This window comes from Mameliella sp. AT18 (assembly GCF_028807275.1).
Taxonomy (GTDB): Bacteria; Pseudomonadota; Alphaproteobacteria; order Rhodobacterales; family Rhodobacteraceae; genus Antarctobacter; species Antarctobacter albus.
This window is the reverse complement of the sequence record NZ_JARAMO010000025.1, coordinates 1-20,932: the sequence shown is the minus strand read 5'-3', so window position 1 is coordinate 20,932 and position 20,932 is coordinate 1. Positions and strand designations below refer to the sequence as shown.

Below are 20,932 nucleotides of genomic sequence, written 5' to 3'. Positions count from 1 at the left end.
GGCCCAAAGAAACAGCGGGCCGGGCGCCTTTGACGGCGCCGCTGGAGTGTCAGGCGTTCAGTCGATGTAGCGGAAACAGACGGTCAGCGCGCCGTCGTTGTCCGCCAGGTCCGCGTCGCCCTCGTTGATGCGAAAGGCGATGCTGTCGACGTTCATGTTGAAAGCCCCGGCCTGTTGGATGGCGCCGTGAAAGCGCGTCCACTCCATTTCCTGCGCGGCGCCGGCCACCTCGAAGCGGACCAGCAGCGCGCCGTGAGAGGCGCTGACCCGCGGGCGCGCCTCGGGACGCGCGGCCAGGGCCTTGGCGTCCAGACCGCCGTGACCCTGCGTGCCCGCCGGGGTCAATCCCGGTTCAACCGACCAGAAGCCGGTGGACCGGACGTCCTGCACGAGGCCCGCCGGAAAATCGGCATCCTGCCAGCCCAGCGTGGCGTCGATGTCATGACAGACATCCCCGGCCCAGGCGGGGCCGGCAAGCAGGGCGGCGATCAGGGCAAGCCGTTTCATGCCAGATGATCCACCACGTCCAGGTGCTGGGCCAGCGTCTGCACCGCGCCCATGTAGCGCTCGACCAGTTTCGGCTCCGAGGGCGCCGCGCTGACACCGGCCGGAACCTCGCGGTTGAGCACCGATTCCACCGCCAGGGACACCGGGACAGAGACCAGTCGCGCCATTGCGGAACTGCGCTCGTCGCCCCAGGCATCCATGACATAGGTCTTGTGATAGACCGGCACGCCGTCCTTCGCGGCCTCCAGCGCGACGCAGAGCACCACGCGGTCGGGTTCGCCATCGTCGTAGGCGTTTTCCTGCAGCAGCTTGTCCGCGATTTCCTGCAGGCGGTCATCCGTCGCGGTGCCGGCCTCGGCAAAGATGTCGGCCCAGGCCTCGGCCCAGCCGTTCAGGCGCAGGGTGCCGCGGACGAAATCCTTGACCTTCCAGCCTTGCTCGAAGCCGTATTCCGCCATGAAGGGCAGGCTGTCGCGGTTCGGATAGACCTCGAAGCTTTCGGGTGTGGGCAGCGGTGCGTCATAGCGCGACAGAGCGTCCCAGGGCCGGTTCACGTTCAGTTCGGAGAATTGCCGGATCGAGCGCGAGGGCGAGCGCAGCGCCTTCAGGACACCCACCGGTGCCCAGCTGAACTTGTAGCGGAAGGCGTTGGGGATCTTGGGGACGCCGCCGCAGTAGGAGGTAAAGGACAGCGCGTTGTCCGGATCGAAGGCCTCCGAGGCGCGGTAGTCGGCCATCAGCCAATGCGCCATCAGGTGGTCGATGCCCGGGTCAAGGCCGACCTCGTTCACCAGCCTGGCGTCAGCCTGTTTCGCGCGTTCATCCAGGGCGCGCATCTCGGGCGCGATATAGCTGGACGAGACGAAATCGGCGCCTTTTTCCAGCGCCAGTTCCGCCAGCGGCACATGCCAGTCGCCGGGCAGCATCGACACGATCACGTCGCCCTTTTGCAGCACCGCGCCCAGGGCCGCGATGTCGAAGGCGCGGATGTCATCGGTCAGGTCGCCCACGGCCTCGCGGGCCTTGGCCTCTGTCCGGTTCCAGACGGTCACGGGGTGGCCGTTTTCGATCAGGCGGCGCAGGCCGGGCACGGCCGACAGGCCGGTGCCGCACCAATGGATGGTCATGTGCGTTCCTCCGGTTTGTGTTTCAGGTAGGTCTCATGCGCCCGTCCCCAGACGCCCGTGTCGATGGCATCCAGCGTCAGCAGGTGGGGCAGCAGTTGTTCCGCGAAATCCAGCGAGGATTCGCGCGGCAGAAGCGAGGGCAGGTTGTCGATCGCCATCACGTCCAGCGGCGGCGCCTCGCAGACGCGGGTCACGGGCGCGGCCCAGCTTGTCGCCGTGTCGTAGATCGGGATCGGGTTGAAGGGGCTGTCCGGGTCGCAGGCGATATCGCCGATCACGCGCAGGGCGCGGGGGCTGTCAACGGAATCGCGCGGGACAAAGACCGGCACGCCCTCGGTCGCCAGGATGCAGTTCAGGAACACCCCGTGATCCAGGATTTCCGGAAAGGGGCCGCCGTGAGCGGTTTCTGCCATGTCCCAGCAGGTGACGGGCACATCCATCTGTGCGCAGAGATCCCGCGCCCCGCTGCCGACGCGGCCCAGGGCGCCGATCACGATGGCCGAGCCGCAGGGCGCAATGTCCAGCGCCGCGCGCAGGTCGTCCTGCAGCATGTTCGCATCGTTCCATGTGTGGACCGGGGGGCAGGTCTTGCCATCCGCCTGCGCGGCCCAGGCCAACAGGGACACCGCCGCGCCCGCGTAGCCGGCCCAGTACCCGAAGGCCGCAACCCGGCGTCCGTTTTCATCCACCAGGTATTCCAGATCGTAAAGCGCGCCGCCCCCGGCAGCAAAGCGTTTCAAAAGGCGCGCGCCCGCCGATTGCCCCTTGTAGGCGTGGCCGAACATGATGTGGCGGTGCACCAGCGGCGTGTCCGCCTCGGGCAGTTCCTTGAGGCCAAAGATGATCGCGTCCTGCGGGGCCTCGGGCCAGCTGCCCTCGGGCACGATGGTGGCCCCGGCCGAGGCGAAATCGTCGATCGGCAGGATGCGGGTCGGACTGTCCTCGACGGTGACGCGGATCCCCTTGTCGCGCAGGGCGGTGATGCCTGCGGGGGTGATGCCGGTGCGTTCCTCGTTGGGGCGGCTTTCCGCCCGGATCCACAGATGTGTCATGTGCGTTCCTGGTGTTTGCCGGGCAGAGAACCTGCGCGCGGGCCGGGGTGCAAGGATTTTCCTCTGCCCGCACCTTACAGGTGGCTGCGGGCGTGCTGTCGTTCTGCGCTGTCGAGATGGGGCAGGGCGTTGAACTGGGTCATGGCCAGGCCGGTGGCCAGCGGCTGGATGCGGTGCAGAGAGCTGTTCTCGATGGCCAGGCACAGATGTGCCATCGCCTTCAGCTCCAGCTGCATGATGACCCGCATGGCCATGCCGATCAGCCCGCCCGAGGTCACCACCAATGCGCGGCCCTCGCCGTCCGCGATCTCGGTCAGGGCTTCGGTCACGCGGGTCTCGAAAGCCTCCCAGCTTTCCGGAGCCCCTTCGATGGCGCCATCGCGCCAGAGCGCCAGCAGCCGGGGCATGTGGCGGATGAATTCCTCCCGGTCGCCGGGAATGGCGATGCCGTGCTGGGCCTCGATCAGTTGCGCCATGTCGAAATAGGCCAGTTCGTTCAGCCGCGCGTCCTGCACCGGCGCGGCGAGGCTCTCGGGTGAGATGCCCTCGACGGTTTCCCGATGACGGCGCAGCGTGCCCGAGTAGACGCGGGCGAATTTCTCGCCCGTCTGCTCGAAATAGCCGCCCAGCCAGCGGGCCTGCTGCCAGCCCAGTTCGCTCAGCCGGTCATAGCTGCCTTCGTCCCGGGCGCTGGAATTGGCCTGCCCGTGGCGGACCAGGGTAATGAAGGACATGGAGAAACTCCGCTCTTTTGCCCGGCTGATACGCCGCGCCGACGCGAAGCGAAAGGCCTACCCGGGCGGGGTGGGGGAAATCGTCGGGGCAGCGCAGAGGCACCCCCCGGTCCGGACGCCGTCAGATGCGGCTTTGACCATTGTTGGCCGCCCGTTGCACCGCGCCCCTACTGGCAAATCCCGTCTTCGCCCGTTAGATAGGGGCAAAAGCAGAGGACGCGACGTGAAAGACAAGGCTGGACATCGACTGACCCGCGACGGCATCCGCATCCATACCCAGGCGGATTTCGAAGGAATGCGCGTGGCCGGACGGCTGGCCGCGCAGCTGCTGGACGAGGTGGCGGAACTGGTCGAACCGGGCCAGACCACCGGCGCCATCGACGCCTACATCGAACGCCGCGTGACCGAAGAGGGCGCCACCTCGGCGACCATCGGATACAAAGGCTACCAGCACGCCACCTGCATCAGCGTCAACCACGTCGTCTGCCACGGCATCCCCGGCGACAAGAAGCTGAAGGACGGCGACATCCTGAACATCGACGTGACCGTGATCGTCGACGGCTGGTACGGCGACACCAGCCGGATGTATGTCGCGGGCAAGCTCAGCCGCAAGGCGGAACGCCTGATCCAGGTCACGCATGATTCCCTGCTGACGGGGATCGAGGCGGTCAAGCCCGGCAACACCTTCGGCGACATCGGTCATGCCATCCAGACCTTTGTCGAGGCCAACCGCATGTCCGTCGTGCGCGATTTCTGCGGTCACGGTCTGGGGCAGGTGTTCCACGCGCCGCCCAACGTGCTGCACTATGGGCGCCCCGGCACCGGGCCGGTACTGGAAGAGGGCATGTTCTTCACCATCGAACCGATGGTGAACCTCGGCCGCCCCGAAACCAAGGTGCTGGCCGACGAATGGACCGCCGTCACCCGGGACAAGTCGCTTTCCGCCCAGTTCGAACATTCGGTGGGCGTGACCGCGGACGGGGTCGAGATCTTTACCCTCTCGCCCGCGGGGCTGTTCCACCCGACCTACTGACCCGAAAATTTGCCCAATGCCGAATAGGGGCGTCGCTTTGGCGTCGTTCCGGGGCTGTCCTTTGCCTTTGGCTTTGGGCTTGCAAAGGCGAATCCTGACCGAGCTTTTCCCGAACTGATTGCGTGACGCTACGTAAGGTGGTATCTCTTGTGGCGCATTCCGGCATAAGTTGTTTCGACGGAATGTCGTGGTTTTGTCTGTTGACCAACCATTATCTCAAGGGAGATCTCTGAATGTTCGATTTTTGCAAGGTGGCGGTTGCCGCCCCGATGGCCTTTGCCTTTTCGCTTTTTGTTCCCGATGTTGCGCAGGCCGCCGACTCGCGCGTTTGCGTCAAGAACGATGGCGCCTTCGTCGCCCGGTTCGAGGTGGATTACGATGAGGGAGGGAGACGGGTTCACACCCATTCGGGCAATTTCACCGCAGGCACCCAGAAATGCATCCGCGTGCCGGAGGACTCGACCAACATGTTCGTGTCGGCGCAAGAGGAATGGTTCATCGCGTCGTGGAGCACGGTCTGCGAGAAGGGCTTTGACGGACCGGAGGACCTCAACCTGACCTTGTCGGGCACGACACTGAACGCGAAATGCTCGGGCATGTGACCGCTTGGGCCGATGCGTGATGCAGGCTGCCGGGGTCCCGTTCCGGACCCCGGCGTTGTTTGCTCAGACACCCTGTTTGCGGGGGGACACTCTCACCACTGCCACAGCGCCGGGACAAAGCGATAGGTGTCACCCTCGGCGGCGATGTGCCCCACGCCGGGGAAGGGGAAGTGATAACCCAGCACCGCCATCCCGTCCGTGGCCGCCATGTCCAGCAGGCGCTTGCGCGTGGCCACGGTCTGTTCACCGTCCATGTCGAAATTGCTGACCCACTCGGGGCGCACGGTGCTCATCCAGGCGTGGTTCATGCTGTCTCCCAGGGCGATCAACTGCTTGCCGCCGGATTCGACCACCACCGACATGTGCCCGATGGTGTGGCCGGGCGTGTCGATGACCCGGATGCCCGGCGCGATTTCCGCCTCGTCGCCGACCACGGTCCACTCCGCACCGTCCACGTTCAACGAATTCACCGCGCCGACGACGAATTGCTGCATCTCGGTGGGCACGCTGTTGACCAGACCGTCCTGCAACCAGAAGTCGCGCTCGGTCCCGCCGATGAAGAACTGGGCGTCCGGCAGAATTGCCTCGTCGAAATCGTCGCGGATGCCCCAGACGTGATCCGGGTGGGCGTGGGTGATGACCACATGGGTGATCTCGCTGGCGTCGATCCCCGCCGCGCCGAGGTTCTCCATCAGCTTGCCCGCCGTCGGCAGGAACCGGTTGCCCGAACCGACATCGACCAACACCTTGGCCTCGCCCAGTTCGATCACCAGGTGGTTGGTGTGCGAATAATTGGTCTCGGTCGACAGGAAATAGCTTTCGAGGAAAGCCTTTACTTCTTCGGGGTCGGCGTTCACGCCCAGACCGTTGGCCGGGATTTCCAGGTGGCCGTCCGAAACGACGGTCAGCACCGCCTCGCCCAGCTGGAACCGGAAATGCGCCGGGTTGGCCCCGGCGGGCGCGCCCAGCGTCTGTGCGCGGGCGGGCGAGGCCGCCAGAGCCGGCAGCGCCAGCGCCGGGGACAGGGCCGCGATGTTCAGCAGGTCTCGGCGCGAAGGGCGAAAGATGGACATGGATACCTCCCAGTCATTCATGCATTTGAATGGGAAGATATCATCAAGACGCGAAACTTCCAGCGGCTTGGCAAAAGACGATGCTCATCCGTTCCGCTGACCTCGCGCCGGGGCTTCGGCTCACGCCTGCGCCGCCGCCCGCAACAGCGTCACATGCGTGTCGCCATAACGCCGCGTGTCCAACAGGTCGAACCCCTCGGGCGCCGCCTGCGCCGCCTTTTCTTCCCAGACCACCAGTGCATCCGGCGCGACCCAGCCCTGCGCCCGGGCCGAGGCCAGCGCCTTTTCCCCCAGCGCCTTGCCATAGGGCGGGTCCAGGAAGATCAGCTCGCAAGGCGCCTCTGCCGGGGGCAGGCGGGTAGCATTGTGGCCGATCAGCCGTGCGCGGTCGCCACAGCCCAGCGTCTTGATGTTCTCGCGGATCAGCTTGCCCGCCACGCGCCCGTCATCGACAAAAACCGCGCTCTCGGCTCCGCGTGACAGGGCCTCCAGCCCCAGCGCGCCGGTCCCGGCAAACAGGTCCAGCACGCGGGTCCCGTCAAACGGATCTCCGAAACGCCCGCCGCCCAGCATGTTGAACAGCGCCTCGCGCACGCGGTCTGTGGTGGGGCGCAGATGCGCGCCGGCGTCGCCCTTGCCCAGGGCGGCCAGCCGCCGCCCGCGCCAGTCACCCGCGACGATCCTCACGCCTTCAGCAATGCCTTGAGGTTCGTTTCCGGGTCGGCAACCGCTGCCGGGTCGGGGCTCTTGCCCGCCTCGATCAGCCGTTTACCAACCATGTAGGACCGGCTGTCGTTCATCGCGTCGACGGCCAGCAGGGTGTCCCCTGCATAGTACCAATGCGCGCGGGCCTCGCCATCCTCGCGGACCACGATCCGGTCATAGCCGGCGTTCAGCCCGGCGATCTGCAGCTTGACGTCGTATTGATCCGACCAGAACCAGGGCTTGGCGACGTAATCGCGCCCGGCGCCCATGATGTTGTCGGCCACCAGTTCGCCCATGTCGATCGCATTGCCCACCGACTCCAGCCGCATCCGCTGGCCATTCTGCGGGAAGGAGGCGCAATCGCCCGCCGCCCAGATCGCCGGATCGCTGGTCTGGCCCTGCGCATTGACCGCGATGCCGTTGTCGATCTCCAGCCCGCAAGCCTCGGCCAGAGTGGTGGCGGGGGTGATGCCGACGCCGACAATCACGAAATCCACGTCCAGAACGGTGCCATCGGCCAGCTCGGCGCCGGTCACGCGGGTCTCTCCGATCAGCCGTTTCAGGCCCACGCCCTCGCGCAGGTCCACGCCCCGCGCCTGGTGCAACTCGCGGAACCAGGCAGAGGTTTCCGGCGCGGCGACCCGTTGCAGGATGCGGTCCGCAGCCTCGACCAGCGTCACTGTCAGCCCCAGCTTGGTGCAGACCGCCGCGGCCTCCAGCCCGATATAGCCGCCACCGACGACCAGCACGCGCTTGCCCTCGGTGCAGTCGGGGGCCATCCTGTCCACGTCGTGCAACGTGCGGACGACATGCACGCCTTCCAGCTCGCCACCGATGGCGCCCGGCAGGCGGCGCGGCACCGATCCGGTGCAAAGCACGCAATGGTCGTAGGAAATTGCCTCTCCGCCGGCGATCACGGTCTTGTCGGCCCGGTCGATGGACACCACCGTGTCAGAGGTCCGCAAGTCGATGCCGTTCTCGGCGTAAAAGGCCTCGGGCCGCAGGAACAGCCGTTCCAGCTCCATCTTGCCCAGCAGGTAATCCTTGGACAGCGGCGGGCGCTGGTAGGGCGGCACCGGCTCTTCGCCGATCAGGGTGATCTTGCCCTCGTGCCCCTTCGACCGCAGCCGCGCCACCAGAGAGGCCGCCGCCTGTCCTGCGCCGATCACCACGACATCGCTCATATTTCCGCCCTCCGGTTTTCCTTTGCCCGCGTCACCCTATAGTCCTGCATCAGAGAAACGCAATTCGCAGGAGCGACAGGATAATGGCAATTTCCGCAGGTGACAGCCTCCCCGAGGCAACTCTGTCCCGTATGGGCGACGAGGGTCCCGAACAGGTCAAGCTGAGCGACCTGACCAAGGGGCGCAAAGTGGCAATCGTGGGCTTTCCGGGCGCCTTCAGCGGCACCTGCGACCAGGCGCATCTGCCCAGCATCATCCGGGTCAAGGATCAGCTGGCGGCGAAAGGTGTCGAAGAGATCATCGGCGTTGCGGTGAACGATGTTTTCGTCATGGCGGCCTGGGCAAAGTCCAGCGGCGCGGAAGAGGCCGGGATCACCATGCTGGGCGATCTCGATGCCTCTTTTGCCAAGAGCATTGGCATGGATTTTTCGGTGCCCGAGATCGGGTTCTACGACCGACTGAAACGTCTCACCATGCTGGTCGAGGACGGCAAGGTGACGGTTCTGAACGTCGAGGATACGCGCGGCTGCACCAATTCATCCGGTGAGGCGCTGGTCGAGGCGATCTGATCCCCGAACCATTGGCCCGGCGTTCCTGCCGGGCCGTCAGGCCACCTGTCACAGGCTGTCGAGCTTGCGCGCCAGCTTGGCGTCCAGCGAGGACAGCCCGCCCACGTCATGCGTCGACAGGGTCACCTGCACGGTCTTGTAGACGTTGAACCATTCCGGGTGGTGGTTCCATTTTTCCGCCCAGAGCGCCGCGCGGGTCATCCAGGCAAAGGCCTCGGTGAAATCCTTGAACTGGTAGGTCTTGGCGATCGCATCGCGCCCCTCGACCATCTCCCAGCCCGATTCCAGCAGCGGTTCCAGCACGGTCTTGCGGGCGGTGTCCGACAGTTTCTCAGTCATTCGTGGTCCTCCTGTCTGTCCTTGCGGAAGGGGCCGTAAGCGGTCAGCACCTCGATGTCCTCGTCCACCGCGCGCCGCTCCGCGTCCAGGTAGCGCCCCACCGCATCGGCAAAGCCCTGGTCGGCGATCCAGTGCAGCGAATGGCACTGGCGCGGCAGGTATCCGCGCGCCAGTTTGTGTTCGCCCTGCGCCCCGGCCTCGACCGCGGCCAGCCCCAGTGCGATGGCAAGGTCGATGGCCTGATAATAGCACGCCTCGAAGTGCAGGCAGGGGTGATCTTCGACACAGCCCCAATAACGCCCGTAAAGCGCATCGCGCCCGATGAAGTTCAGCGCCCCGGCCACGGGCCGCCCGTCACGCGTGCACATGACCAGCGCGATGTCGTCGCGCAGGGTCTCATGCGCCGCCTCGAAGAAGGCCCGCGTCAGGTAGGGGGTGCCCCATTTGCGGCTGCCGGTGTCCTGGTAAAAGACCCAGAAGGCGTCCCAGTGCTCGGGGCGGATCTGGTCGCCGGTCAGCATTTCGATCTCGCCGCCGAAATCCTGCGCCCGGGCGCGTTCCTTGCGGATGTTCTTGCGCTTGCGCGAACTCAGCGAGGCCAGGAAGGCGTCGAAATCCGCATAGCCGTGGTTCTGCCAGTGGAACTGCTGCGTGGTGCGGCGCAGCAGGCCCATTTCCTCGCCCGCGATGGCCTCTGCCTCGGTGCAAAAGGTGACATGCATCGAAGACAGGCGGTTTTCGGCCCCCAGTTGCACCGCGCCCTGCACCAGCGCCGACATGCCCGCAACCTCGTGCCCGGGCTTGGTCAGGAACCGCCGCCCCGTGGCGGGGGTAAAGGGCACGGCGATCTGCAGTTTCGGATAGTACCGCCCGCCCGCGCCCTCGTAGGCATGGGCCCAGTTGAAATCGAAGATGTATTCGCCCTGGCTGTGACTTTTGCCGTACATCGGCGCCACGGCAATCGTCTCTTCCCCGTCGCGGACCACAAGGTAACGCGGGTCCCAACCGGTGCCCGCCCCGACCGAACCGCTGTCCTCCAGCGCCTTGAGAAAGCGGTGCGTGGTGAAGGGATCGTTGGGGCGCCCGCCGTCCACAGCCTCGGGACAGGCGCAGGCGTCCCAGGTCGCGGCGGCGATCTGGTCCAGCGAAGACAGCACTTCGACGGTCAGGGTGGGGGTCTGGCTTTGATCCGTCATGACATCGCTCAATCTGGCATCCCTTGCGCGCCGATCAAGCCATGTACCCCTCGAAGGTCACATTCTCGGCGACCTGCCGCGCCTGCGCCTCCTCTTCGGGCGATCGGATCGTCCAGCAGAGCACGTTCAGCCCGCGCGCCTTTTGCCGGGCCACCTGCGGGCTGTTCAGATCGTGGTGGTCGTGGCTGATGAACCCGGCGCCCATCTCCTCGATCCCCGGCATCTCGCGCAGCTCTGCGCGGGCCTCGGCCCTCAGTGTCGGGTGATCCTCGGGCGTGCAGGCGCAGGTGGTCAGCCCACGCGGGACATCGGGACAGAGCCGCGCCATCTCGGCCGCCGAATGCGGGTTGAAGGACATGAAGGCCAGCGGGCCTCGATAACCCTGCGCGGCCTCGGCGGCGGCACGTTCCAGCCGCCCCACGTTCGGCCCCATCCGCCCGTCCTGGTCCTTGAGTTCGACCAGCAGCGGCACGGCGCCGCCGACGATCTCCAGCACCTCGGCGAAACGCGGCACGCCCTCGTCCCCGCCCAGCAGGGTCAGCCCCGCCAGGTCGGCTGCGCTGCGTTGCTGGATCGGCCCGCTGGCCCCGGTCAGCCGGGTCAGCGCATAGTCGTGAAAGACCATCGCCTGTCCGTCTTTCGACAGTTGCAGGTCGATCTCGATGCCATAGCCCGCGTCCATCGCCGCGCGGATCGCCGCGCGCGAGTTTTCGGGCCGCCCGGGCCCGTGCAGGGCCCGGTGGGCAATCGGGCGGTCCAGAAAGGCCGCGGGCAGGGGCACCATCACGCGATCTCGAAGATGCCTTCGATCTCGACGGCGACACCCAGCGGCAACGCGGCGGCCGAAACCGCCGAGCGCGAGTGCCGGCCGGCATCCCCCAGGATCTCGACCAGCGTGTCGCTGGCGCCGTTGATGACCTTGGGCTGGTCGGTGAAATCATCTGTCGAATTGACGAAGCCGGTCAGCTTGACCACCCGCTTGAGGCGGCTGAGGTCGCCACCGCAGGCCGCCTTGACCTGCGCCAGCAGGCTCAGCGCGCAGGCCCGCGCCGCCGCAGCACCTTCTTCGACGCTCAGGCCGGCGCCCAGCTTGCCGGTGATCAGCCCATCCGCGTTCATGCTGATCTGTCCCGAGACAAAGACCAGGTTGCCCGACAGGACGTAGGGCACGTAGTTGGCGGCGGGGGCCGGGGCGTCGGGCAGGGTCAGGCCCAGCTCGGCCAGGCGGGCGTCGATGGCGTTGGTCATGATGCGTTCCTCGTCGGATTTCGCGGCCACGCTAACGGCGCCGGAATGCGGGCGCAAGCGCCGAGACCGCGCGCCGCAAGGCTCTTGGAAAGAGCCTTGCCCAACGCCTTTGCAAAGGCGTTGAAGCGGTGTCCAAACCGCTTCAACGGGCCCCTCAGCTTTCGCGGAAGGCCTTGGCGAAATAATCCGTGAAGGGTTTGACCAGGTAGGCCAGCGGCGTGCGGTCTTCGGTGCGGATGAAGGCCTCGACCGGCATGCCGGGGATCAGCGCCGCACCCTCGGGCAGGCGGTCGATCTCGCCCTCGTTCAGCACGATCTCGGCCCGGTAATAGCGCACACGCGAATTCTGGTCCTCGAAGGCATCGGCAGAGATCTGCACGACCCGGCCGAACAGTTCCGGCGTCTGTCGCTGGTCGAGCGAGGAAAAGCGCAAACTCACCTCCTGGTCGACGAAAAGCTTGTCGATGTGGATCGGTTCGACCTGCGCGGCAATCACCAGCGGGCGGTCCTGCGGCACGATGAACAGCACCGGGTCCGCCGGACGGATGACCGACCGCGGGGTGAAGATCGTCAGCCCGTAGATCACCCCGCCCACCGGCGCGGTGATGTCTAGCCGGTTCAGCCGCTCACGGATGGCAAGCCGTTTTTCCGCCAGTTCGCGTTCACGGAACTGCAGGTCGCGCAGGGTGGTGATCGCCTCTTCGCGGCGCTTGGTCTGCAGGCTCAGGATCTGGATGTCGATTTCGGTGATGCGGCCCTCGGCCTGCGCCTTCGAGGCCTTGAGTTCCCCCACCGATCCGGCCAGCCGCGCTTCCTCGCGCTGCAGGGCCAGGATTTCCGGCGCCCGCACCAGGCCCTGCGCACGCAGTTCCTCCTTGTTGACCAGCTCTTCCTTGATCAGCTCCAGCTGGCGCGCCAGCGCCTCCTGCTGGGCGAGGATGCCGATCACCTGGTCGGCGATCTGGTCTGAGCGTTTGCGAAGCTGCCCGATCTCGCCCTCGACGGAGTCGCGCCGGGCAAAGAAGAGGTTGCGCTGACCTTCGACCAGTTCGGCAACCTCCGGGTCGGTGACGGCGCGGTTCAGCACTTCCTCGGCAAAGACGATCTCGTCCTTGGCGTCCCGTTCCGCCTGCAGGCGGGCGCGCCGCGACATGATCTCGTACAGCTGGCCCTCGATGATGTTCAGCTCGGAGAGCAACAGGGTCGGGTCCAGCCGGATCAGCACCTGGCCTTCCGTCACGGTGTCGCCCTCGTCGACCAGGATCTTGGCGACCACGCCGCCGTCGGGGTGCTGCACGACCTGCCTGTTCTGGTCGACCTCGATCTGGCCGGAGGCCACGATGGCGCCCGAGATATTCGTCGTCGCCGCCCAGGTGCCGAAGCCCCCCACCAGGATCGTCAGGCCGATGATCCCGAAGATCATCGGCATGCGCAGGGAAAACTGTTTTTCGGGGCTCATCTGACGCCTCCCGGTCCGGCTTTCTGCAATTGCTGGTGGTTCTTGACCATGGCCTGCAACACCTCGTCCTTGGGCCCGAAGGCCGCGCGCCCGCCGTTTTCAAGCATCAGAAGCAGGTCGCATTCCTTGATGGCGGCGGGGCGGTGGGCCATGATCAGAACGATCTTGCCCTCTGCCTTGAAGGTCTTGATCGCCTTGTTGACCGCCTCGGACCCCTCGTTGTCGAGGTTCGAGTTCGGTTCGTCGAGGACCAGCACCACCGGGTCGCCGTACATTGCACGGGCCAGCCCGATGCGTTGCATCTGGCCGCCCGACAGCCGTCCGCCGGCGGCCGAGACCCTTGTATCATACCCCTGCGGCAATTTCAGGATCATCTCGTGCGCGTCGGCCTTCATCGCCGCCTCGACGACCTTTTCGGCATCGGGCTGGGGCGACAGGCGGGCGATGTTCTCGGCGATGGTGCCATCGAACAGCGTCACCCGCTGCGGCAGGTAGCCGATGTGCTTGCCCAGCGTCTCGGCGCCGTATTGGTCCAGGGATGCCCCATCCAGCCGGATCTTGCCGCCTGCCGGGCGCCATACCCCGGTCAGGGCACGCGCCAGCGTCGACTTGCCCGCGCCCGACGGCCCGATCACGCCACAGGCCTGGCCCGGCCCGACGCTGAAGGACACCAGCCGCAGCGCCGCCTGCTGTTCGCCCGGGGCGACGACGGTCAGCTGCTGGACGTCCAGCTTGGCCTTGGGTTTCGGCAGGGCGGTGGGGGTTCCGGCCTCGGGCACCTCGGTCAGAAGCTGGGCCAGGTTGTCCCAGCCCTTGCGCGCGCGCTGCACCAGCACCCATTGCCCGATCAGCAGTTCGATCGGCGCCAGCGCCCGGCCCATCAGGATCGACCCGGCGATCATCGCGCCCGGTGTCAGCTCTCCCTGCAGGACGAGGTAGGCACCCAGGCCCAGCATCGCCGATTGCAGCAGCATCCGGAAGGTCTTGGTGATCGTGGTGAAGGTGCCGGTCAGGTCGGCGGAATGGATCTGTCCCGACAGCGCCTGCGACCGCGCCTGCATCCAGCGGGTAAAGGCATCGCCGCGCATCCCCAGCGCCTGCACCATCTCGGCCTCGGCGCGGATCTGGTCCGAGGTGCGTTCCGCCTGCATCACGGCGACGTTGGATTTCTGCGTCGGGTTCTTGCTGACCGTCTGGTTGATCAGCGTCACGGCGATCAGGAACAGGCCGCCGCAGATCGCAAGAAAGCCCATCCACGGATGGAAGATGAAGATCGCGAAGATGAAGAAGGGCGTCCAGGGAATGTCGAAGAAGGCCATCAGCACCGGCGAGGACATCAGCCGCTGCACCGATTCCAGGTCCCGCAGCCCGGTCTGGGCCAGTTCGTCGTTCTGCACCGCCGCGCGCCGCAGCACGGCGTCGAAGACCCGCAGGTCCAGCGCCGCCTGGAAGCGCGCGGCAACCCGTCCCATGATACGGCCCCGGACGTAGTCCAGCAGGCCCATCATCGAGTAGAGAAAGACCACCAGCACAGAAAGCGCGATCAGCGTCGCCTCGGACCGGGACCCAAGCACGCGGTCATAGACCTGCAGCATGTACATCGGCCCGGTCAGCATCAGCATGTTGACGAAAAAGCTGAAGATGCCGACGAACCAGTAATATGGCCGGCTTTGCCTGCGGGCTGCCCGCAATTCGTCGCGGCCGGTGTCTTTCTGTGCCATGCTCATATGCCTGTATCAGCCCTTCGTTGTGTCTTGGGCCGGAATCGGTGACAGTGAAACCCTGTCCGTCTCATGTCGCTATTGTGCCACATGGCCGGGGATTCCGGGATCCTTCGTTGGGAAGGGGCGGAGATGAAATTACCTACCCTTTTACGGAAGGCGCGCGGCTTTCCCAAGGGGTTTGAAGAGGACTGGGGGTTGATGGTGTATGTAAGGCCGGTTGTGGTTCTGACCGTCGTTCTGGGCATCGCGGGCTGTTCCGTCCCGGGGCCCGAGGGCGCGCCGGGGGGCATCCACGACCCCTACGAGACGCAGAACCGCAAAGTGCACGACTTCAACAAGAAGGTCGACAAGACCTTCTTCAGCGGCGATGGACCGGGCTACGCCGAGACCGTGCCGCCCTTTGTGCAGGATCGCGTTTCCAGTTTTGCCGACACGGTGTCGCTGCCGCAGACCGTGGTCAACCAACTGCTTCAGGGGCGCCTGCTGCGCGCGACCAGCAACACCATGCGCTTTACGCTGAACGCGACCATCGGTGTCGGCGGCCTGTTCGATGTGGCCAATGAATGGGGCCTCAAGCCCGACGAGACTGATTTTGGTGAAACCCTGGCGGTCTGGGGCGTGCCAGAGGGCGCCTACCTTGAGGTGCCCTTGCTGGGGCCGTCGACCGAGCGGGATGCCGCCGGTGACGTGGTCGACCTGTTCACCGATCCATTGAAATACGTGGTTCCGACTCCAGATCGGTATATCGGCACGGTCGCAAAGGCCATCGACAAGTTCGGTGAACGCAGCCAGTTCAGCGGCACCGTCGATTCGGTTCTCTACGACAGCGCCGACAGCTATACCCAGTTGCGGTTGATCTACCTGCAACAGCGCCGCTACGAGCTGGGTGAAGAGGCGCCGGGGGCGGATTTCGATCCCTTCGCCGTCGACACTGAAGGTTTCTAAGAGGAGTCCCGTGATGACCCATCTCAACCGTCGCCATTTCATCGCGGCGGGCGCAGCCCTCGCCGCGATGCCAGCCATGCCCGCTCTTGCCCTGACCGGGCAGCAGGCCGCGAACCTCGTGCACAACCTCGTGAACGAGATCAACACGGTCATCGCCTCGGGCAAGTCCGAAGCGTCGATGTACCGTGAGTTCGAGCGGCTGTTCAAGAAATACGGTGACACGCCGCTGATCGCCGCCAACGTGCTGGGGGTTGCCGGGCGCAGCGCCAGCAACGCGCAGCGCAAGGCCTTTACCGAGGCCTTCACCGGCTACATCGCGCGCAAGTACGGCAAGCGGTTCCGCGAGTTCCAGGGCGGGCGCATCGAGGTGCAGTCGGTCCATGCGATCAGCCGCGGTTACGAGGTGCGCTGTGTTGCCCACATGAGCGGGTCCAAGACGCTGGAAACCGCCTTCCGCGTGTCCGACTCGAACCGGTTCTACAACCTCTTCGTGGAAGGTGCCGACATGCTGCTGTCCGAAAAGGAAGAGATCGGCGCCATGCTGGATGCCCGCCGTGGCAACATCGACCAGCTGATCGCCGACCTGCGCCGGGCTGGCTGAGCCGCGCCCACGCGTCCTGCCCACCGAATGGAAACGGGCCGGTCCCCCTGGGGCTGGTCCTCTGCATCAATTGATGCAGTGCGGAGCTCAGAGCCTTTCAGGACAGCCCGATGACAGGAAACCCTCTCCCGAAAAAAAAACGCGGGAGAGGGTTGCGATGAATGTCAGGTGTGCGGGACGGAGCGGTCATTCACTGAGGCTGCGCTAATGTCTGCTGCAGGAATCTGCCGCCACTATTGATCGCTGCTCCGTTGTTCCTCAACTCTCGCTTGCCAAGTTTCAATCAGAAACAGGGCCATGGACCCAGAAAGGTTAACCGTCAAAGCGGCATGACGCGGCTTGAATGGAACTCGTGAGCGCCCCCCAGCATGGGCATCACCACCTTTGTTGCGCAAAGAACCAATACTTTGAACGACGCTCTGGCAGTTTCCCAGAATCGTTTTGAACACTTCTTCTTGGTGCTGCGATGGTGCGAGCTTTAAAACTTTTGCGGCTTCAGAATAGAGTTTTGGCACATTCCATTTTGCCTCCCACTTTGCACCGCTGTCCTCGATGATGTGTTTGCAGACTTCTTCAAGGAGCGTACTAGCGGCGGTCACGGCGCCATCAGGGTCCGTTGTTCGCCTCTCCAAAGCCTTCGCCCAAAAAGCTTGGACAGCAGGAGCATCATAGACATCAAGACCGTCTGTGATCGTGGCGTCTGCCGCACCGCCACCTGACTCGAGGAAGGTCAATACCGGTATGAAGGCGTCAGTAACGTGGCCTCGGCGAATAGCCCACGAACCTGAACCACTTGCGACGCTCGATAATGCTGACTGCACAGAAGCGGCATCATTTGAGAATCGCACAAAGTTCGGCAGAAGCCGCTTGCTCGCCGGGTCTTCCATTAGCCTTATTCTGGCTAATTTGTACGCGGTCTCCGACCCCCCTTTAGTCGTCAGACCAATGATGTTGTTTCTTAGAAAAAGTGCACATTCAAAAAGGTCCTCAGGAATCTCAGGTTCACCGAAATCGCCATAGGTCATTAGCTTTCCTCGAAAAAAGGATGTCCGAATGTGGACCAAGTGGTGACCCACGCGCAAGGTCTCGATTGTTTGAACCATCCGGACACCGGACATTCGAGGAAACGGCTGCATCGGTCAAAGTGGACTCAAAGCGGTTATTGCGCTCCGACCCCACTGCGGGGTCTCACGCGCACCATCTCCTCCAAAGAGCTGGCCGCCCTGGGGCCATCCCGTTGTCTTTTCCGATGTGCGGGCAGATGTCCTCAGTTGCCGCCCAGGATGTCCCGCAACACCTGTTCCAGGATGGAATCGCGCCGCTGAGGCTGCCGGGGAACGGGCTGGGGCTCCGGCTCGGGGACCTTGGGCGGCACCGGTTCCATCATCGGCAGCGGGCTCACCGGCAGACCGTCGTGGACCCGCAGCATGACCTCGTGCCAGATTTCCGCGGGCAGGCCGCTGCCGGTGACGCCGGTCAGGGGCGTGTTGTCGTCATAGCCCATCCAGACCCCGGCGACGTAATCGGCGGTAAAGCCCACGAACCAGGCGTCGCGTGCCTCCTGGCTGGTGCCGGTCTTGCCGGCGACCTGGCGGTCGGGCAGGGCGGCGCGGCCGCCGGTGCCCTGGGCCACCACCCGGCGCATCATCCAGACCAGCTGTTGCGCGGCCTCTTCGCGGATCACCCGTTCCCCCATGCCGCCGCTGGCCTCGATCAGCGGGTCCGACGCGCCTTTGTAGCGGATCAGCCGCTGGCCGTAGGGCCGCACGGATGAACCGCCGTTCAGGATGCCCGCATAGGCGCCGGTCATCTCCAGCAGCGTCGCCTCGGAGGCCCCCAGCGCCAGCGCCGGCGTGTCCGCCAGCTCGCGGTAGATGCCGAAATCACGCGCCACCCGCAGCACCAGGTCACGGCCCACGGTTTCCGAGACCTTGACCGCCGGGATGTTCAGCGACTTCTCCAGCGCCTCGGCCAGGCTCACCCGGCCGTAATGCCGGCGCGAATAGTTCTCGGGGCACCACTGGCCCGAGCCGGGGATGTTCAGGCAATAGGGTTCGTCGACGACCGTATCCAGCGGCGAATAGCCCAGTTCCAGCGCCGTGGCGTAGACGAAGGGCTTGAAGGCCGATCCGGTCTGGCGCACCGCCTGCGTGGCGCGGTTGAACAGGCCGGTGGCATCGGTGTCGCGTCCGCCGACCATGCCGCGCACCGCGCCGTCCGCCGACATGACGATCACCGCCACCTGCGCCTTCGATCCCTCGCGGACCTTCTCGGCAAAGATCTTGTTGACCGCACTGGCGGTGGCGCGCTGGATGCGCTGGTCCAGCGTGGTTTCGATGATCACGTCCTCTGTCGTGTCGCCGATCAGGTAGTCCATGTCCGACGACATGATCCAGTCGGCGAAATAGCCGCCGCCCAGGTTGCGCGCGCCCTGCGCCAGCACTGCCGGGTTCTCCTGGTAGTGGCGCATGTCCTCTTCGCCAAGATAACCTTGGTCGTACATCAGCCGCAGCACCGTGGCCGCGCGGTCCTGGCTGCGCTGGAGATTGGAGGTGGGCGCCAGCGTCGAGGGCGCGGTGAGCAGCCCCGCCAGCATCGCCGCCTCTGCCGGGTTCAGCGCCGCCGCCGGCTTGGCGAAATAGCGCTGTGCGGCCGCCTCGGCGCCATAGGCGCCGCCGCCCATGTAGGCGCGGTTGAGGTAGATCGAAAGGATTTCGTCCTTGGTGTACTTGGCCTCCATCGCGATGGCATAGATCGCTTCCTGTGCCTTGCGCGACAACGAGCCGCGACGGCAGTCGGCGACGTAATCGGCCTCTGACTCCCACTCGTCGGGGTCGTACTGCACGCCCAGGCACAGCAGTTTCGCGGTCTGTTGCGTGATCGTCGAGCCGCCGTGCCCCGAGAGCGGCCCGCGCCCCTCGCGCAGGTTGATGCGGATGGCGCTGGCCACGCCGCGCGGGCTGACGCCGAAGTGCCAGTAGAACCGCCGGTCCTCTGTCGCCACCACGGCGTTCTTGAGGTGCTCGGACACGGTGTCCGCGGTCACCGCGCCGCCGAACTGGTCGCCGCGCAGGGCAAAGACCTTGCCGTCCCGGTCCAGCAGCGTCACCGAGCCCCGCGCGCGCCCGTCCGTCACCTCCGACAGTTCGGGCAGCCCGCTGTAGACATACAGCACCGCCGATCCCAGGATCAGCGCCACGACCACCGTCGCCGACAACGTCACCCGCCAGACCAGCCGCAGGATCCAGCGCAGGATGGCGCCGAAAAAGCCCAGGATGCCGCCGCGCCGCTGCCGCCGGGCGGGTTTGCGCCGCGTTTTGGTCTTGCGGCCTTGCGCCGGCTTTGCGGCGGATTTCCCGGCCTTGCGCGGATAGCGCCGATCGGCCACCAAGCGGCCGGATTTGCCCTTCGAGGAACTCATCAAGATCTGCCCGTCACTCTTCTTTGGTCCCGACTCTACCTGTCCCGGCCGGGAATGTTGACCATCGCTGAACGCCAGACGGGTTTATTTTCCGATTAAATAATGTGCGTCGAATGTTTATAGCCTAAAAATTAGACTCTTTGGCCCGAAAGTTCGCCCGAAATTCGGGCCGATCCCTTCATTTCGAGGCCCCGGACCAGTTTTGCTGCGGGTGCAATGCAGGGGCGACCCTGCCAGACCGAAGGGGACCAAGGTGAAACTGATCATTGCAACGATCAAGCCGTTCAAGCTGGAAGAGGTGCGCGAAGCCCTGACCGGCATCGGCGTGCGCGGCATGATGGTAACGGAAATCAAGGGCTTCGGCTCTCAGTCCGGCCATACCGAAATCTACCGCGGCGCAGAATACGCCGTGAATTTCGTGCCGAAAATCAAGCTTGAAATCGTCGTGTCGTCGTCGATGGCCGACCAGGTGATCGAGACCATCAAGACCACCGCGCAGACCGGCAAGATCGGTGACGGCAAGATCTTCGTGCTCGACGTTCAGCAAGCCGTGCGCGTGCGCACCGGCGAAACCGACGCAGACGCGCTCTGAGGCGCGCAGTTCATCATGAGGGATAACGACATGAAACTTCTCAAGACGCTTGCGCCGGCCGCGCTTCTGCTGGCCCTGCCGAGCATGGGCCTGGCACAGGACGCCGAGGCCGCAGCGCCCGGTTTCGACGAGATCGGCCCCTACATCATGACGACCCTGCTGTTCTGCATGGCGGGTTTCCTGGTGTTCTTCATGGCCGCGGGCTTCGCCATGCTCGAAGGCGGCCTGGTGCGGTCCAAGAACGTCACCATGCAGATGACCAAGAACATCGCGCTCTACTCGGTTGCCGCGATCATGTACTGGCTCATCGGTTTCAACCTGATGTACCCGGGCGACGGCTGGATCATGACCGGCTATATCGGCCCGTTCTTCAGCCCGACCGTGCTGGACCCGGTTGGCGTGGCTGCCGCGGACGCAGCGCTTGACTACGCCTCGATCGGTTCGGACTTCTTCTTCCAGCTGGTCTTTGTCGCCGCCACCGCCTCGATCGTGTCGGGCGCGCTGGCAGAGCGGATCAAGCTGTGGCCCTTCCTGGTCTTCGTCGTGGTGCTGACCGGTGTCATGTACCCGATCTCCGGCTCCTGGCAGTGGGGCGGCGGCTGGCTGTCCGAAATGGGCTTCTCCGACTTCGCCGGCTCGACGGTCGTGCACTCGGTCGGTGGCTGGGCCGCGCTCGCAGGTGCCATCGTTCTTGGCCCGCGGATCGGCAAATTCGGCAAGGACGGCAAGGTGCACCCGATCCCGGGTTCCAACCTGGCGCTGGCAACCCTGGGGACGTTCATCCTGTGGCTGGGCTGGTTCGGCTTCAACGGCGGCTCGCA

At 65.2% G+C, this 20,932-nt stretch carries 22 protein-coding genes; 7 read left to right on the top strand and 15 right to left on the bottom strand.

The features are described from left to right. Positions 1-57: 57 nt before the first annotated feature. The 4 genes from PVW46_RS03215 to PVW46_RS03200 form a co-directional block, all read right to left on the bottom strand. Positions 58-507, bottom strand: coding sequence for a hypothetical protein (locus PVW46_RS03215; RefSeq protein ID WP_069207955.1), 450 nt, complete (start codon positions 505-507; stop codon positions 58-60). Beyond that, positions 504-1,634, bottom strand: coding sequence for a saccharopine dehydrogenase family protein (locus tag PVW46_RS03210; RefSeq protein ID WP_069207956.1), 1,131 nt, complete (start codon positions 1,632-1,634; stop codon positions 504-506). Before PVW46_RS03210 ends, PVW46_RS03215 begins: the two co-directional genes overlap by 4 nt. Further along, positions 1,631-2,686, bottom strand: coding sequence for a saccharopine dehydrogenase (locus PVW46_RS03205; RefSeq protein ID WP_069207957.1), 1,056 nt, complete (start codon positions 2,684-2,686; stop codon positions 1,631-1,633). Before PVW46_RS03205 ends, PVW46_RS03210 begins: the two co-directional genes overlap by 4 nt. 74 nt (positions 2,687-2,760) lie before the next feature. Further along, positions 2,761-3,420, bottom strand: coding sequence for a histidine phosphatase family protein (locus PVW46_RS03200; RefSeq protein ID WP_043142372.1), 660 nt, complete (start codon positions 3,418-3,420; stop codon positions 2,761-2,763). 223 nt (positions 3,421-3,643) lie between these two features. On the opposite strand from PVW46_RS03200, the gene map reads away from it, so the two are divergent. Further along, positions 3,644-4,453, top strand: coding sequence for a type I methionyl aminopeptidase (map, locus tag PVW46_RS03195; protein WP_043142370.1), 810 nt, complete (start codon positions 3,644-3,646; stop codon positions 4,451-4,453). Positions 4,454-4,686: 233 nt separating this feature from the next. Further along, positions 4,687-5,055, top strand: a complete 369-nt coding sequence (locus tag PVW46_RS03190) for a thiol-activated cytolysin C-terminal domain-containing protein (protein ID WP_043142367.1) — start codon at positions 4,687-4,689, stop codon at positions 5,053-5,055. Between the two features lie 92 nt (positions 5,056-5,147). Here the strand turns inward: PVW46_RS03190 and PVW46_RS03185 are convergent, their stop codons facing one another. From PVW46_RS03185 to PVW46_RS03175, 3 genes are all read right to left on the bottom strand, one after another. Further along, entirely contained in the window at positions 5,148-6,128 is a 981-nt protein-coding gene (locus PVW46_RS03185; RefSeq protein ID WP_069207958.1) for an MBL fold metallo-hydrolase, read from the bottom strand. 120 nt (positions 6,129-6,248) lie between these two features. Then, positions 6,249-6,815 carry a 16S rRNA (guanine(966)-N(2))-methyltransferase RsmD gene (gene rsmD / locus PVW46_RS03180; RefSeq protein WP_069207959.1) on the bottom strand — a complete coding sequence of 189 codons (567 nt, stop codon included), beginning with the start codon at positions 6,813-6,815 and terminating at the stop codon, positions 6,249-6,251. Next, positions 6,812-8,017, bottom strand: coding sequence for an NAD(P)/FAD-dependent oxidoreductase (locus PVW46_RS03175; RefSeq protein ID WP_069207960.1), 1,206 nt, complete (start codon positions 8,015-8,017; stop codon positions 6,812-6,814). Before PVW46_RS03175 ends, rsmD begins: the two co-directional genes overlap by 4 nt. Before the next feature lie 83 nt (positions 8,018-8,100). Here PVW46_RS03175 and PVW46_RS03170 point away from each other — a divergent pair, with 83 nt between their 5' ends. Continuing rightward, entirely contained in the window at positions 8,101-8,586 is a 486-nt protein-coding gene (locus tag PVW46_RS03170) for a peroxiredoxin (RefSeq protein WP_043142356.1), read from the top strand. A gap of 48 nt (positions 8,587-8,634) precedes the next feature. On the opposite strand, the gene PVW46_RS03165 is transcribed toward PVW46_RS03170, so the two are convergent. From PVW46_RS03165 to PVW46_RS03140, 6 genes are all read right to left on the bottom strand, one after another. Continuing rightward, complete coding sequence (locus PVW46_RS03165; RefSeq protein WP_043142353.1) at positions 8,635-8,925, bottom strand: 4a-hydroxytetrahydrobiopterin dehydratase; 291 nt, start codon at positions 8,923-8,925, stop codon at positions 8,635-8,637. Further along, positions 8,922-10,121, bottom strand: coding sequence for a GNAT family N-acetyltransferase (locus PVW46_RS03160; protein WP_069208146.1), 1,200 nt, complete (start codon positions 10,119-10,121; stop codon positions 8,922-8,924). Before PVW46_RS03160 ends, PVW46_RS03165 begins: the two co-directional genes overlap by 4 nt. 34 nt (positions 10,122-10,155) lie before the next feature. Beyond that, positions 10,156-10,905 (bottom strand): glycerophosphodiester phosphodiesterase family protein, encoded by a 750-nt coding sequence (locus tag PVW46_RS03155; RefSeq protein WP_069207961.1) that lies wholly within the window; start codon positions 10,903-10,905, stop codon positions 10,156-10,158. After that, positions 10,905-11,369 carry a RidA family protein gene (locus PVW46_RS03150; RefSeq protein WP_043142615.1) on the bottom strand — a complete coding sequence of 155 codons (465 nt, stop codon included), beginning with the start codon at positions 11,367-11,369 and terminating at the stop codon, positions 10,905-10,907. The genes PVW46_RS03155 and PVW46_RS03150 overlap by 1 nt, the downstream gene beginning before the upstream one ends. A 154-nt stretch (positions 11,370-11,523) precedes the next feature. Beyond that, positions 11,524-12,828, bottom strand: a complete 1,305-nt coding sequence (locus PVW46_RS03145) for an HlyD family type I secretion periplasmic adaptor subunit (protein ID WP_043142348.1) — start codon at positions 12,826-12,828, stop codon at positions 11,524-11,526. Continuing rightward, a complete protein-coding gene (locus PVW46_RS03140) occupies positions 12,825-14,555 on the bottom strand; it encodes a type I secretion system permease/ATPase (protein ID WP_069207962.1) in 1,731 nt (576 codons plus the stop codon). Before PVW46_RS03140 ends, PVW46_RS03145 begins: the two co-directional genes overlap by 4 nt. Before the next feature lie 126 nt (positions 14,556-14,681). On the opposite strand from PVW46_RS03140, the gene PVW46_RS03135 reads away from it, so the two are divergent. Beyond that, on the top strand, positions 14,682-15,497 hold the full coding sequence (locus tag PVW46_RS03135) for an MlaA family lipoprotein (protein WP_223306211.1): 816 nt from the start codon (positions 14,682-14,684) through the stop codon (positions 15,495-15,497). A 13-nt stretch (positions 15,498-15,510) separates the two neighbouring features. Next, complete coding sequence (locus PVW46_RS03130) at positions 15,511-16,098, top strand: MlaC/ttg2D family ABC transporter substrate-binding protein (RefSeq protein ID WP_043142341.1); 588 nt, start codon at positions 15,511-15,513, stop codon at positions 16,096-16,098. 233 nt (positions 16,099-16,331) lie between these two features. Here the strand turns inward: PVW46_RS03130 and PVW46_RS03125 are convergent, their stop codons facing one another. Together PVW46_RS03125 and PVW46_RS03120 are read right to left on the bottom strand one after the other, a co-directional pair. Continuing rightward, on the bottom strand, positions 16,332-17,123 hold the full coding sequence (locus tag PVW46_RS03125) for an abortive infection family protein (RefSeq protein WP_157903795.1): 792 nt from the start codon (positions 17,121-17,123) through the stop codon (positions 16,332-16,334). 242 nt (positions 17,124-17,365) lie between these two features. Continuing rightward, a complete protein-coding gene (locus PVW46_RS03120) occupies positions 17,366-19,519 on the bottom strand; it encodes a transglycosylase domain-containing protein (RefSeq protein WP_069207963.1) in 2,154 nt (717 codons plus the stop codon). A gap of 253 nt (positions 19,520-19,772) precedes the next feature. Between PVW46_RS03120 and PVW46_RS03115 the strand changes: the two genes are divergently transcribed. Then, entirely contained in the window at positions 19,773-20,111 is a 339-nt protein-coding gene (locus PVW46_RS03115) for a P-II family nitrogen regulator (RefSeq protein WP_043142336.1), read from the top strand. A gap of 30 nt (positions 20,112-20,141) precedes the next feature. Beyond that, positions 20,142-20,932, top strand: a 791-nt coding sequence (locus tag PVW46_RS03110) for an ammonium transporter family protein (RefSeq protein WP_500862254.1), incomplete at its 3' end; no start/stop codon positions are given.

Excerpts from the sequence above, each read along its gene's own strand:
- PVW46_RS03120 (WP_069207963.1), bottom strand. The coding sequence starts at position 19,519 with ATGAGTTCCTCGAAGGGCAAATCCGGCCGCTTGGTGGCCGATCGGCGC.
- PVW46_RS03185 (WP_069207958.1), bottom strand. The coding sequence starts at position 6,128 with ATGTCCATCTTTCGCCCTTCGCGCCGAGACCTGCTGAACATCGCGGCC.
- PVW46_RS03155 (WP_069207961.1), bottom strand. The coding sequence starts at position 10,905 with ATGGTGCCCCTGCCCGCGGCCTTTCTGGACCGCCCGATTGCCCACCGG.
- PVW46_RS03215 (WP_069207955.1), bottom strand. The coding sequence starts at position 507 with ATGAAACGGCTTGCCCTGATCGCCGCCCTGCTTGCCGGCCCCGCCTGG.
- PVW46_RS03170 (WP_043142356.1), top strand. The coding sequence starts at position 8,101 with ATGGCAATTTCCGCAGGTGACAGCCTCCCCGAGGCAACTCTGTCCCGT.
- PVW46_RS03175 (WP_069207960.1), bottom strand. The coding sequence starts at position 8,017 with ATGAGCGATGTCGTGGTGATCGGCGCAGGACAGGCGGCGGCCTCTCTG.
- PVW46_RS03190 (WP_043142367.1), top strand. The coding sequence starts at position 4,687 with ATGTTCGATTTTTGCAAGGTGGCGGTTGCCGCCCCGATGGCCTTTGCC.
- PVW46_RS03135 (WP_223306211.1), top strand. The coding sequence starts at position 14,682 with ATGAAATTACCTACCCTTTTACGGAAGGCGCGCGGCTTTCCCAAGGGG.
- PVW46_RS03210 (WP_069207956.1), bottom strand. The coding sequence starts at position 1,634 with ATGACCATCCATTGGTGCGGCACCGGCCTGTCGGCCGTGCCCGGCCTG.
- PVW46_RS03205 (WP_069207957.1), bottom strand. The coding sequence starts at position 2,686 with ATGACACATCTGTGGATCCGGGCGGAAAGCCGCCCCAACGAGGAACGC.
- PVW46_RS03165 (WP_043142353.1), bottom strand. The coding sequence starts at position 8,925 with ATGACTGAGAAACTGTCGGACACCGCCCGCAAGACCGTGCTGGAACCG.
- PVW46_RS03140 (WP_069207962.1), bottom strand. The coding sequence starts at position 14,555 with ATGAGCATGGCACAGAAAGACACCGGCCGCGACGAATTGCGGGCAGCC.
- PVW46_RS03130 (WP_043142341.1), top strand. The coding sequence starts at position 15,511 with ATGACCCATCTCAACCGTCGCCATTTCATCGCGGCGGGCGCAGCCCTC.
- PVW46_RS03160 (WP_069208146.1), bottom strand. The coding sequence starts at position 10,121 with ATGACGGATCAAAGCCAGACCCCCACCCTGACCGTCGAAGTGCTGTCT.
- PVW46_RS03125 (WP_157903795.1), bottom strand. The coding sequence starts at position 17,123 with ATGACCTATGGCGATTTCGGTGAACCTGAGATTCCTGAGGACCTTTTT.
- PVW46_RS03145 (WP_043142348.1), bottom strand. The coding sequence starts at position 12,828 with ATGAGCCCCGAAAAACAGTTTTCCCTGCGCATGCCGATGATCTTCGGG.
- PVW46_RS03200 (WP_043142372.1), bottom strand. The coding sequence starts at position 3,420 with ATGTCCTTCATTACCCTGGTCCGCCACGGGCAGGCCAATTCCAGCGCC.
- PVW46_RS03150 (WP_043142615.1), bottom strand. The coding sequence starts at position 11,369 with ATGACCAACGCCATCGACGCCCGCCTGGCCGAGCTGGGCCTGACCCTG.